12 protein-coding genes and 1 tRNA gene are annotated in these 12,082 nt (G+C 50.5%); 5 read left to right on the top strand and 8 right to left on the bottom strand.

The features are described 5' to 3' along the window. Positions 1 to 204 precede the first annotated feature (204 nt). The 3 genes from IEW66_RS05055 (at position 205) to IEW66_RS05045 (ending at position 2,876) form a co-directional block, all read left to right on the top strand. A tRNA-Thr gene (locus tag IEW66_RS05055) sits at positions 205 to 278 on the top strand. Between the two features lie 1,220 nt (positions 279 to 1,498). Next, positions 1,499 to 1,930 carry a hypothetical protein gene (locus tag IEW66_RS05050; RefSeq protein ID WP_188680844.1) on the top strand — a complete coding sequence of 144 codons (432 nt, stop codon included), beginning with the start codon at positions 1,499 to 1,501 and terminating at the stop codon, positions 1,928 to 1,930. A 112-nt stretch (positions 1,931 to 2,042) separates the two neighbouring features. Beyond that, positions 2,043 to 2,876, top strand: coding sequence for a hypothetical protein (locus IEW66_RS05045; RefSeq protein WP_188680842.1), 834 nt, complete (start codon positions 2,043 to 2,045; stop codon positions 2,874 to 2,876). A gap of 1,138 nt (positions 2,877 to 4,014) precedes the next feature. Here the strand turns inward: IEW66_RS05045 and IEW66_RS05040 are convergent. The 6 genes from IEW66_RS05040 to IEW66_RS05015 all read right to left on the bottom strand — a co-directional run bounded on the left by IEW66_RS05040 (position 4,015) and on the right by IEW66_RS05015 (position 8,951). Next, positions 4,015 to 4,446, bottom strand: a complete 432-nt coding sequence (locus IEW66_RS05040; protein ID WP_188680840.1) for a hypothetical protein — start codon at positions 4,444 to 4,446, stop codon at positions 4,015 to 4,017. Then, a complete protein-coding gene (locus IEW66_RS05035) occupies positions 4,439 to 5,317 on the bottom strand; it encodes a hypothetical protein (RefSeq protein ID WP_188680837.1) in 879 nt (292 codons plus the stop codon). Before IEW66_RS05035 ends, IEW66_RS05040 begins: the two co-directional genes overlap by 8 nt. Beyond that, positions 5,317 to 6,165, bottom strand: a complete 849-nt coding sequence (locus tag IEW66_RS05030; protein ID WP_188680835.1) for an ABC transporter ATP-binding protein — start codon at positions 6,163 to 6,165, stop codon at positions 5,317 to 5,319. The genes IEW66_RS05035 and IEW66_RS05030 overlap by 1 nt, the downstream gene beginning before the upstream one ends. Beyond that, the gene (locus tag IEW66_RS05025; protein WP_188680833.1) at positions 6,152 to 6,946 is read right to left on the bottom strand and encodes a hypothetical protein; all 795 of its coding nucleotides are present in this window, start codon (positions 6,944 to 6,946) and stop codon (positions 6,152 to 6,154) included. The genes IEW66_RS05030 and IEW66_RS05025 overlap by 14 nt, the downstream gene beginning before the upstream one ends. An 18-nt stretch (positions 6,947 to 6,964) precedes the next feature. After that, positions 6,965 to 7,732, bottom strand: coding sequence for a hypothetical protein (locus IEW66_RS05020; protein ID WP_188680831.1), 768 nt, complete (start codon positions 7,730 to 7,732; stop codon positions 6,965 to 6,967). 253 nt (positions 7,733 to 7,985) lie between these two features. After that, complete coding sequence (locus IEW66_RS05015; protein ID WP_188680829.1) at positions 7,986 to 8,951, bottom strand: ROK family protein; 966 nt, start codon at positions 8,949 to 8,951, stop codon at positions 7,986 to 7,988. A 91-nt stretch (positions 8,952 to 9,042) separates the two neighbouring features. On the opposite strand from IEW66_RS05015, the gene aspS reads away from it, so the two are divergent. Further along, a complete protein-coding gene (aspS, locus tag IEW66_RS05010) occupies positions 9,043 to 10,329 on the top strand; it encodes an aspartate--tRNA(Asn) ligase (RefSeq protein WP_188680827.1) in 1,287 nt (428 codons plus the stop codon). Positions 10,330 to 10,527: 198 nt separating this feature from the next. On the opposite strand, the gene IEW66_RS05005 is transcribed toward aspS, so the two are convergent. Next, complete coding sequence (locus tag IEW66_RS05005; RefSeq protein ID WP_188680825.1) at positions 10,528 to 10,818, bottom strand: hypothetical protein; 291 nt, start codon at positions 10,816 to 10,818, stop codon at positions 10,528 to 10,530. A gap of 102 nt (positions 10,819 to 10,920) precedes the next feature. After that, positions 10,921 to 11,355: a multiprotein bridging factor aMBF1 gene (locus tag IEW66_RS05000; RefSeq protein WP_075056438.1), complete on the bottom strand. Its 435-nt coding sequence runs from the start codon at positions 11,353 to 11,355 to the stop codon at positions 10,921 to 10,923. A gap of 113 nt (positions 11,356 to 11,468) precedes the next feature. Here IEW66_RS05000 and IEW66_RS04995 point away from each other — a divergent pair, with 113 nt between their 5' ends. Beyond that, positions 11,469 to 12,047 (top strand): fibrillarin-like rRNA/tRNA 2'-O-methyltransferase, encoded by a 579-nt coding sequence (locus IEW66_RS04995; protein WP_229657494.1) that lies wholly within the window; start codon positions 11,469 to 11,471, stop codon positions 12,045 to 12,047. The last annotated feature ends 35 nt before the right edge of the window (positions 12,048 to 12,082 follow it).

Raw genomic sequence — 12,082 nt, 5'->3', positions numbered from 1 at the left:
TGTGTTGCAGTTTCTGAGGAAAGTGCCAGGAGTTTTTCAGGCTGGGCCTGTTAAGGTGTGCCCGTGGGACATGGTGTGCAAGGATTTCTGGCCATACCTTCACTGTGGCCAGAGGGGTTTGAGGTGCAGGAAATGCAGGTGGTATTGGCCACCGGTGACTCTAACAAATAAATACTTCAAACACCTTACGGTGGTGAATCAGGTGCCGTCGTAGCTCAGCCTGGTAGAGCGCGTGCTTGGTAAGCACGAGGTCGCGGGTCCGAACCCCGTCGGCGGCTTCTCCTGCTTCCTCGGCCCCCTTTAGAGTTTCTAACATTATATATGGAGGTATTTCTCAGGCACCCATGATGCCATTTCAATAACAACTGATGTGGTATTTAATGCCGTGTTAACGATCCGCTTTGCAGTTCGCGTAGGCGATTTTTGCTGAACCTGGAGAGATCGAAGAGATGCCTTGGAGAATACAAGAATGCTTCTTCGGTCGGCCAGGGAGTAGATGGCAAACACTTTGTCTGGCTTAGCTAAAGTATCCGAGAGTACCAGACGGTTTGTGATGTAGTTACTGGAATCCACAGTGAGAGTAAGAATAATCTATTTCCTGAGGAAAATTCGTGGCGACAAACTGCTATCAGTACTATCAGTATGATCCTATAGAGAGAAAGACGGGTTGATTGATGGCCCTGATCCCAAACAGAAACGTTACGGCCCCACCGACACCCCATTAGGTCAGTAAAGGGAGTTAGATACCACAGGTAGGTTAAAGCCAATTACTTACAGCAGTATAATGGCACCAAAGATAACAACAGGGAGCAGGTCTAGAAGGTGATGGAAATCATCGTTCTCTAAAGAATGAGTTAACCTGCAATAGATATGGCGCCCCATGTTTTAGCAGCTCGTCCTCTCCCCTTTCCCACCTCCAGACTTGGGCCTTGACATTGGTCTGCAGGCAACTGCGCCTGATATATATGCAACAACATAGTCAGCCTGACAATCCTCAGCATTTGTCTGAAAATTTTAGAGAGCTGTGACATTCTAAGTCCACACTGGGAGATAAATGTCAATTTGATCGACAGATGAATTAAGCCCGGTTTGAAATGATATCCTAACTGCGATTCCTGCAATAACCCAAATCAGACTTAATATTTATATATGATATATGAGTATAACTTTCGATTAATGATGAGATTGCGGAATATTAAGAAAAATAATGACAATGTGGAAGTAGGCGATTTACTGTTCAGTGCTTTTTTTGGTAAGTCTGGCCTCCGTTGTCATGCTTGGTCTAAATAAAATGATTGGCGATAAAGTTACGCATGCCAACAATGCGCCATTGACAAACGATGTTTCAGTGGCCACAGGATTTCAACCAATAATGATAGCGCCTGGTCCAGGCGGTGGTGGCTCAGTATCTTCTGTGGGTCACAGCATGAAGTACATTTAGAGTTGGGGAGATAACATTCCTTTCGTTGGCTATTTCGCCGGCGGCGGATGGCTTCAAATGAGCGCTAATTATGGATACTATCAAATCGGGAATCATTATTACTTCACCCCCAGCTCTACATGGACAGTAACGGCAGAGGCTACGACAGCTAACACCAACCTTCAGGAACTTATAGGAGGGACTTGGGACTTTACCGTAGCTCAGAACCCGTTTGTGGTCATTCCAGATACAGTATACAAGATAACGCCGACTGAGGTTTCGTGGGCTAACATAACCGTGAATGGTGTAACTGTAAGTTCACAAGTTCTCCAGATTTGTCTGACTTTCCAAACGCAGTATTTCATTGACATGTACTGGGAATCACATGCGCAAATTCCAATGGAATTATATTCAAATGGACAAGTATATGGAGAGATGTGGCATAATGGAAATGTGGTTGTGGACTGGCAGGAACTAATAAAGCAGGTTACAGAAGTAGTTAAGGACTAGGTGCCCCATGAGGTTCAGGAGATTTTCATTTCTGTTTTTGACTCTTTTAGCTATATTGACGGTAGTCCTGTCCACGGCTCCTCTTGCCAATGAACTTTAAGAAAGAGCTGGAATGACTTCCGATCCATACAGTGATGGTGCTTTTTATCTTTATCAATTCAGCTGTCCGTCTGCTGAAGTTCTCAACTCTAACATCTCCAATACAACAGTTCCAATGAGTTCCACCGGCATACTTTATCTGAAAATTCAGGGAAAAGAGGTGAATGTCCAAATCGTTGACCAGATGTTTGTTCCTGGCATAGTTAGGTACGTTCAACATACTGTTGAAACGTATCCACTTTCAAACGGATTCGTAAGGACCATTCTGAACAACGATTCGCTTGAGAGAGGGTCCATTGTACCGCTTCCGGGTGGCCTCATTGGATCTGTGATTGGCCCTAGCCGGTTTTCATTTTCAATAGGTTACTCCGGAAACAATTCCACCTTGTTAAGATATTCGAGGGAGATAGGAACGATCTCACCCGTTTCAGTCTCAATTTACAATTTCAATATTTCTGGGGTTCCACGTTCATACCTAACGGGAGGGTCCTTAAGATCTCCCAATGAGTACCAGTACGCCTCAACCGGAAACTCAAACGTCCTCGTAATCATGCAGGCCTCTGGAAATTCGGATTTCCTAGACACACTTTACCATTCCGCAAACACAACTCTCGTCCGGACGCTTGGCTTCTACATGACCACGGTAGGAACTAGTGTTTGGCTTTCACCACTGGATTATGGTCATTACCTGTTAAGGTATATAGGAATTGAGATATTTGTATGGGTGTTTGGTCTCAGCTACTTGGTTGTATTGCGGCACAGGGTGCGCACCAAAGATAGAACTAAAGTAATTGACCAAGTGGGAGGTAAGGATGCACATGTTCCCAGGTCCAGGAAACCCCGTTAGGCAGCATTGAACAGCAACTCTGAATTAACTGACCTCCTCCCACCCCTGAAGGGCGATGTTCTCCTTTAGTTTCGTCCTTCACCAAGACGTTAGAGGTGTGCGAGCCCCATAGTGTAAAGGATCCTGTGGTAGGTGACCATGGGAGGGGCCTTGAAAATCCCAGAAAAGTGCAAGAATACACCTCGAGCGGACAGGGAGAGTCAATGATTGATGGGCAGTCTAAAGAAAATGTATCTGAGGTGGTACGAACGACAGTCAGCGTATTCATGGGAAGCATGTTAAAGGGAGGAGATAAAGGCATCCCCTGGGAGAGCGGAAGAAAGGCTCAGTGGGTGTTACGAATGGGTATCACCTGGCATGCGCAGATGTCGTCCCGATCGATCCGAGGTGGGTTGAAGAAGCCCCTCTATTAATAGCAGATTGGCTACCTAGCATCGGGGTGGATATACCCAGGGACAGGTTTTCAAGCCACTATTCACAAAAGGTGCATACAAGATTTCCGAACCCCAGATACATGTCCGTGACGGAAAGGAAGTGGACGTAGGAAGCAGCTCTCAGGGATGTCTCTCTCAGCACCAAATAGAGATACACTGAGAAGAATTCAATAGTTCGGTGATAAGCGGTGCTCCAGATACCATAAGGTCATATACAGCATGAGGTAGGGCGCCCCTTCAATACTGAAACACTAAGAATGCCAAGAACCATAAGAAGACCGGTAAGCCTAACTAAAATAATGGAACCAACGGACAATGAGTTCAGGGATGTGGATCAAGAACAGAAATTTAGTACCATCGAAAGACTGTGCCGTAAAGATCTTCCAGATAATGGCAGCTGAATTGAACTGACGGCTTGATTTAAGATCCATGATGGGCTCCATTGATGCTTGGAAAGGATGGTGGAGATGTACCAGAATTGGCATCACAGGCTTGGGCAATGTTTAGGACCCTACGCGTGATAACCCTGTGGCAAACCCTGTCTCGACCCTACTGCCACAGTGAGCTAAGTACCATTGTCTGAACAATAACCACAGTGGCAGCAGCATGACAAGAGGATGTACTTTTCTGGCGTCTGCCATTAGATCCTCCCTTTCACGACCGGTGATGTGAGGACATCGGTGATACTTGAATGCAGGGAATTTTCATAGAAAGGCTGCATAGATCACGACATGTACCGACTTCACCTCGCTCAGGGAAGCCACTAAACGCCATGTTCCCGCTGTGAGGTTCACGTAAGGGGGATCGGAAAATGCAGCATCTTCGTAGGAAGAATCGTTCCCAGGTCCCACCTCCACAGTGATATCCTGGTATCCCTGGGGGCTGAAGACCTTGATGGTGCCCATGGTACCGTTGGAGTAGGCACTCAGGAAGATCTCGGAGGCATTCTCTTGCAGGGAAAAAGTGTAGTTGAAATCGGGCACGGTGATGTTGAAGTCTGCCACAATTGTGAGAGTGCTTGTGGGGTTTTTTCCAATGGTCTCGCTGGAGTGTGCAGGCCTACCACCGTGGAAGTAAACGAACAGAGCGATAACCACCACAACCGCTATGGCCACAGCTATGGCGCGCCTATCCATACTGATACTTCAACCTCCCCACCAGGTAACTCACAGATATGAAAATTATGAAGAAGGCGAGTATCCAGAGGGCATAGCCGCTCTCGCCCAGGAAGGCATGAAAGAATGGTGTTGCTATTACCGTTGTCTGCCCAAGGTCTTTCTCGTTAACGGTCGGTAGGCCGTAAGCCTCCGCCAGGATGCCGATGGATGATGCCGGGAACGATACGAGCAAGGGATAATAGAAGGTGGGGACGTGAAACATAGCGGAGTTGCCGATGGAGTCGTATCCCTCATAGAACAGGTCGATATTCTTGACGGCAAACAACAGCATAAAGAACATAAGCGCTGAGAAGAGTATCGGTACCCACCTCCTGGAGGAGGCATATGAGAGAGCCGATATGTAGCCAAAGGCTGGAAGGAAGATGAATATCAGGAGGGGGATGGCAGTCAGTAAGGCCAGGACCCCCCTTCCGAACACTGCCAGAGTCACTGTTGAGGCCCTGGAAACGGCGTAGGCAATCGAAAACATAGCAATGGAGGATAGAACAAGGGTCAGGAAATACACCAGGCAGGATACCAGCTTCGATGTGAAGATGACACTGAACGGGAGGTGCACCCCCCTGTATACATCGATCATCCCTGATTCCTGTTCAACGGGAATGAGGATGGCCGGAATCAGAAAGAGGAAAACTGACATATCCATCAGGTTATCAATGAAACGGTATGCCACGAGGTCTGAGAAGGTGAGGTGCCTGCTGCTATCAATGATGTACAGGGCCATCACCAGGGATACAAAGCTCCAAAGTGATATAATGGCTATATACATGTTAGACCTGATGCTGATCCTGAGGTCCTTCCGTAGGTGCGCAAGAACTGCCATCATGTACATTACCGCTCTCCCTCCATTATCCTGCGGTACGTCTCAAGCAGGCTTGGGGACTTCATCTCCTCCACCTCTATTCCCTTTGCAATGAGCTGCCTCAGAAGGTCCTGCGACCTTTCCCTTCCGGCAGTCACGATGATCCCATCCCCGCGCACTTCATATTGAACCCCCAGGCTTCCCAGGAAATCTTCGACATTAGGGCCACCAGGTACCTTTATAGTGACCCTGTCCGCCTTTCCCCTTTCCACCGTAGTCACTATGGAGCCCCTCTTGAGGAAGATGATCACGTCAGAGAGGTCCTCCACCCTTGCCAGGTCGTGGCTGCTCAGTATTATGATCCGGGACCCATCGTTCAGCCTCTTAAGGTCCGCTGAGAGGGCCTCGGAAAAGGAGGGGTCAAGGCCCTCAAAGGGCTCGTCGAGTAGCATTATGTCCCGATCTGCGACCAGTGACATGCCTATGTCGAGCCTGCGCTTCATCCCCTTTGAGTATCCTGAGACCTTCCTTTCGCGCGGAAGGCCCATGAGGTCCAGGACATCCTCTGGCTTCATTGAGGTGCTATGGGATCCCAAGGAGTCTTCGATGAGCTGAAAGTGCTCGAGAGCCGTTAGGTTGTCATAGAATGCCGCGTTTTCCGGAACGTAGAATGTGCTCCCCTGGACCGTCACGCTGCCTCCCGTCGGCCTTATCAGGCCTGCAATTATCTTCAGCAGAGTCGTCTTGCCAGCTCCGTTGGGGCCCACAACGGAGTACAAGCCAGGAGTGTCTATTGTCAGGGAGCAGCCAGAAAGGGCATTGAACCTTCGGAAATGCCCGTATGTCTTTGTCAGGTTTTCCACACTAATCCTGGGCAATGGGACCACCGTAATTTCCAATGGCCGTGTATAGAGTTCCATGGCCAATGCGAACCATCACTTTGATTGAGTCCTCCGGTGATTGCATGATGTACTCGAACTTTATGTATGTCTTGCTCAGAACCCCTATTCCTACATTGGTGGCTGAAGCTGTTCCATTGTTATCTGAAACTATCGTGGCGCTGAAGTTTCCCGAAGAATTAGTGCCAATGGGGGTGAGCGTGAGCCCAAGCGTGTCGTTTGTCAGGTTGAGGTAATAGTTCAGGTACAGGCCTGATACGAAAATCGTCTCATGCGGTACTGTGAAGTTCATGAACACATTACCACGAGTGTCTGGGGAGCTCTCCACTATCTGGCCGATGAGATAGTATCCTGCCGGCGCCAGGTAATACCTCGGGCCACTGTTCGTCAGGTACACAATTGTACCGTTCCAGTATGCCGTAACATCAGGGTCGGAGCCGCTCAGGTTGAATTTGACAAGGGCAAAGCACTGAGAGCCACTGGCACTTCCACTGTCATTCAGGCCAAGGTAATCAAGCCTAAGGCCGCTCAGGTACGTGTATGCGTTAACATCGAATGGTACACCGGCACCATTGGAATTTATGTAGAACGGTAGCTCCTCTCCCTGCTTTACGACGAGACTACCTGGTTTCACTGTGATATCCACATTGTAAATCCTGTCCTGCTGAATGCGGATGTAAAGGTAAATAGACGCATATACCACTATAACGACTATGAGGATGACTATGATTCTCTTCCTTCTGGAAGCCTCATCGCTCAAACCTGCACCAACCCCGCTTCAACTGATGTATTCTGTAAATAAGTATTTGGTCACTGAATAGGTATGAGCTGTGATCCACAGGCCGCCCCACTCCGAAAGCAGGGCTGTCATCGAGCAGGAACTGTCTATACTCTGCGCATTGTATTTTACCACCGGAACCGCCACTCCTGCAGAGAAGGATGCTGCAGTTGGGTTGGGACCATTCAAGGCCTGGTTGTCATAGAATGCCCATGCGCCATCTGTCGCCGTCAGAGAGGTGGCGACCTCCTCGAATTCAGGATAGTTGACTTGCCACTGAATTGTACCGCCAGCACTGACGCCCGCATAACCTGCTGATGCTGAAAAACCAAAGGTAACAGTTTCTGCCGAACCGCTGCTGATCGTGTTTTCAGGGGTAAAGGCATATATGCTCTGGGGGCTGCCCACAGAAGCATCCGGTGAAGTGAAGTCAATGGTTCCAGTGCTATGTGATCCGATTACATCATACTCATTCCAGAAAGGATAACCTCCGTCTAGGACTGCGCCGTTTTCAGCGGTAACGTGAACTATACCGTACCAGTAGACATGTTCACCGTGTGGCCCCAGGTAAGCCCAGTACTGGACGTAAATATTCCCGTACTTTTCCGGATGATTAATGGAATAATACATTATTGGGGTCGGGGCAGAGTCTGCTGTCCTCTCTGCGTGAGTGCCTGTGCTGGATACTGCCGTTAAACTAAAAGAGGCTGGCAGAACAAATGCCACCAGTGCAACACCTATGTAGATGCCACATCTGTCTTTCATCAAGAAATAGAACTGTTACTCCTATTTTTTTTCGGTATCTGTGCAATCAATTATATCAGTTTCTAGACACCAACACTGCACACAGCTATAGATACATACCATCGGCGCTTTTTGGAGCCTGAAGCAACAACGCGGTGTGCCAAGCCTACACTATGAAGCCCAGCTGGGCTTCCCTCCCCACTGAAAATTATGGATCCGTGACAGGGTAAGAGGTTTGGATACCCAGTGGAGATGGCCAGGCTAGACAAGTTCAGGTCTATCCGCTGGCCTTTGCCTCCAGACCCTCAAGGTACACGGGCACTGCTATGGGCGCTATGTCGTGACCGTTCTTCATGCCCCTGACGATCTTCACCTGCCTGTACATGCTCTTGAACTCCTGGTTTACTGCTGCCCTCAGTGGCTGGAAGAGCTCTCTGCCCGCGTTAGCTATTCCCCCTCCTATTATTACCAGTTCAGGATCCAGGATGTTCACTATGTTGACGATGCCCACAGCCAGGTAGTAGATCGTCTCCTCGACGATGAGCTGGGCGAACATGTCCCCCTTCTTCTTGTATTCGAAAACGGTCCGCGCATCTATCTCGTTTGGCTTTACCTTCGAGAAGAGTTCCGAGTCCCTCACTGCACTTATATTCTCAGCCACCCTCCTGGCGATACCCCTTCCCCCTGCTATTGCCTCCAGGCAGCCCCTCCTCCCGCACCCGCAGACCGGGCCGTTGGACATTATCACCATGTGGCCCATCTCACCTGCCATTCCATGTGCCCCCCTCATCAGGCGCCCGTTAACGAAAGCCCCACCACCTATCCCTGTGCTGAGGGTCAGGTAGACGAAGTTGTCGACATTTCTTCCGGAGCCGTAAACCCGCTCCGCGATGGTGGCGGCAGTTGCGTCGTTCTCAAGCACCGCCTCCACGCCGAACTCGTCGCTCAGTGGCCTGGTTATTGCAAAGTTGTTGAGGCCCAGGATGTTGGGGGACACCTTGACTATCCCCTTCTCACTGTCCACCAGGCCTGCGAATATAATGCCTATCTTTGAAACGTCAGCTGAACCGGCCTTCTCCATCACGGAGTGGCCCATCTCTATCATCTGCTGTATTAGCCTCTTCTTGCCCAGGTGTCGCACCGTGGGTCTGGAAACCTTTGCTATTATGTTGCCGCCTTCATCTCCGATCACCGCGCTGATCTTCGTACCGCCCACATCGAAGCCCAGAATGTAGCGAGACATACATGACTAAATTATTTGAGCACATAAAAATATGCGGAAACCGTACCGACTTCCAGGAACAGTTTTATTATGAGCTTGGCATAATCTCCCGATGCAGAGAACCTACATCGGGGACATTCTCAGAGGCAGAGCGAATGGCAGGGAGGTAACTGTTGCCGGCTGGGCGCAGGACATAAGGAACCTCAAGAACGTCACCTTCATAGTTTTGAGGGACAGCACCGGCAGGCTCCAGGTCAATGTGAAGGATCAGAAACTAAGGGATGCTGTGTCCGACCTTGCCAGGGAAAGCGTAATAAGCGTCTCCGGCGCTATCGTGGAGGAGCCCAAGAGCAGGCTTGGGGCCGAAATAGACGCTTACAGCATAAATATTCTTAACAGGTCCGATGCACCCCTGCCCATGGGAGTTGACGACCCTGTGGAGGCAGACTTCGAGACCAGGCTGAACAACAGGTTCATAGACCTCCGGAAGCCGGAGAAGGCCATGATATTCAGGGTCGAGAGCTCCATGCTCTGGGGCATAAGGAAGTTCCTGAAGGAGCAGGGCTTCGTTGAGGTGCACAGCCCCAAGATAGTTGCAGCCGCCACAGAGGGCGGGGCAGAACTCTTTCCGGTGCAGTACTTTGAGAAGAAGGCGTACCTGAACCAGTCACCGCAACTGTACAAGGAGATCCTAATGTCAGCGGGACTTGACAGGGTGTTTGAGGTGGGGCCCGCCTTCAGGGCGGAGGAGCACAACACTCCAAGGCACCTGAACGAGTTCACGAGCGTCGATATCGAGGTGAGCTTCGCAGACCATGAGGACGTGATGGGAATACTGGAGAACGCCATAGGACAGGGAATAAAGCAGGTGAAGGAGGACCTCGGCGGTGAACTGGAGGCGCTGTCCCTGAGGATGCCTGAGGCCAGGGTACCGTTTCCCAGGATAACGTACGAGAGGTGCCTCGAGGAACTTTCCAGGGACGGGATAAACGTGAACTTCGGAGAAGACCTGTCACCGGAGCAGCTCAGGCTCCTGGGTGACAGGATGGGCGGCTTCTATTTCATAACAAAATGGCCCTCAAGCCTCCGCCCCTTCTACACTATGCCTGACCCGGAGAGGCCTGAGATAACGAACTCCTTCGACCTCCAGTTCAGGGAAAAGGAGATAACGTCAGGGGCACAGAGGGTGCACGACCCAAAAATGCTTGAACAGAGGTTCAGGGCCAAGGGCCTGAACCCGACTGACTTCGAGTTTTACATAAAGGCTTTCAGGTACGGAATGCCTCCACACGCAGGCTGGGGCCTCGGCCTCGAGAGGCTCGTCATGATCCTCCTTGACCTGCCCAACATAAGGGAGGCAACTCTATTTCCTAGGGACAGAACGAGGGTCGTTCCTTGAAGCCTTCCTCCTTTCCCTGCTTTCTCCAAAAGCCATCTCGTCTAGGTCCAGCTCCTCATCTTCTTCTAGGTCATCCTTGAAGTCCTTTTTGCGTCCCATGAATGACCGATATTATTAACTCAAAGCCATTATTTAAGGATTGTGACGAAAACATACATTTAGATGGAAGTGGGAGAAACTGCGAAGACGTGAATGGCCCTAGAACTTCATCTGCCTCACGTCGTTTCCCTGCCTGTTCAGAAGCACAACGGTGGGCGTGACCTCATACCTGTACCTTGATACCCTGGCGATGGAAACTATCGCGCTCTTCCTCCCGTACTTCCTGAAGAAGTCCCTCAGGGCCCTCAGGAGAGACTTGTTGACGCTGAGCTCAACATATATCGGAGTGCCCATGTGGTACCAGGTCGCTATTATGGGCCCCGGGTTCTCTCCCTCCACGTCCTCCCTGTCTATCTCGAGATCAAACCTCTGCCCGACCTCTATCTTCACTTCCCTTACCTGGTGTTAATAACCGAAGAATGATATTTAACGTTTTTCCGTCGCGTCAAGTCTAGATTCCGCCAAACTCAGGTTTTTTAGACTTTTTGACGGTTACTCCTCCTCGATCAGTTTTATGCCCAGCACCCTTTCCAGCTTCCTGGCCATCTTCAGGTCAGGCATCAGGTCGCCCCTCTCCACGCTCGCAAGCACATTCTTCCTCTCCAGTATCTTCTTGGCCAGGTCCTCCTGCGTCATGGAGAGCCTGTTCCTTGCCTGCTGTATCAGCCTTGCATAGTCCTCAACGATCGTGAACCGCTCAACGTCATCCACCTTCCTCTGGGCCTTCCTCACCTCCCTTGGCTTAAGAGATTCAGGGGGCTTCTGTGGCACCCTGACCACGATCTCCTGCTTCACCTGGGCCCTCGGCCTGTTATCTTCCAGTGGAGTCCCGAACCTGGCGCAGGCATCGCACACGTTCAGGATGGCTGCGTCCACCCTGACCTTCCTGGTGCGTTCGACCTTCCTGCCACACATCTCGCATTCCATCGGTACCGCTAAGAATAATACCTACAGGTTAATCAGCTTTCCAGAGGGGTTCACAGACGAACGGAAACATAATCAGGTCTGGCAGCAGGCTTTTCACCGTCACAAGCGATTCCGTGCCCGTATACGGCGAGACCTTCAGGAGGTCCGGATCCAGACTCATGAGGGAGTGGGTGGCAAGGAGGAGCAAGCTGGCCACCGCGATACTGAAGGGTTTCAGGGGCCTGCCTGCAGGCCTGGGCGAGATGCTGTACCTTGGGGCATCCACTGGCACAACTGTGAGCCACCTGTCAGACATCTACCCCAGGTCAAGGATATTCGCAGTGGAGGTGGCGCTGGAGCCGTTCAGCAGGCTACTCAGGCTAGCAGAGAGGAGGAGCAACATATACCCCGTGCTGGACGACGCGTCTTTCCCAGAGAGGTACTCGTTCTTCCTGGAGGCTCCGGACTTAATCTACCAGGACATATCACAGAGGAACCAGGTACAGATATTCATGTGGAACGCTGACCACTTCGATTCCGTACGGGAGGCCATATTCATCCTCAAGGCCACATCCATCAACTCCAGGGAGAAGCCCCAGAGGGTACTGGAAAGGGCCATAACTGAGTTCGAAGGTTCCGGCTGGAAGGTCTTGAATGTCATAGACCTGTCCCCGAACGCCAGGAACAACTACCTGATGCACCTCAGGAGATAAAATAGCGTTAAATAGTGTCTACCTATATGCAACGG

This window comes from Thermogymnomonas acidicola, from assembly GCF_014646795.1.
In the GTDB taxonomy this organism is placed as follows: Archaea; Thermoplasmatota; Thermoplasmata; order Thermoplasmatales; family Thermoplasmataceae; genus Thermogymnomonas; species Thermogymnomonas acidicola.
This window is presented reverse-complemented; position numbering and strand designations above follow the sequence as displayed.

Bases quoted from the DNA above. Each gene is read 5' to 3' on its own strand.
- IEW66_RS05050 (WP_188680844.1), top strand. From the start codon at position 1,499: ATGAGCGCTAATTATGGATACTATCAAATCGGGAATCATTATTACTTC.
- IEW66_RS05045 (WP_188680842.1), top strand. From the start codon at position 2,043: ATGACTTCCGATCCATACAGTGATGGTGCTTTTTATCTTTATCAATTC.
- IEW66_RS05040 (WP_188680840.1), bottom strand. From the start codon at position 4,446: ATGGATAGGCGCGCCATAGCTGTGGCCATAGCGGTTGTGGTGGTTATC.
- IEW66_RS05035 (WP_188680837.1), bottom strand. From the start codon at position 5,317: ATGTACATGATGGCAGTTCTTGCGCACCTACGGAAGGACCTCAGGATC.
- IEW66_RS05015 (WP_188680829.1), bottom strand. From the start codon at position 8,951: ATGTCTCGCTACATTCTGGGCTTCGATGTGGGCGGTACGAAGATCAGC.
- aspS (WP_188680827.1), top strand. From the start codon at position 9,043: ATGCAGAGAACCTACATCGGGGACATTCTCAGAGGCAGAGCGAATGGC.
- IEW66_RS05000 (WP_075056438.1), bottom strand. From the start codon at position 11,355: ATGGAATGCGAGATGTGTGGCAGGAAGGTCGAACGCACCAGGAAGGTC.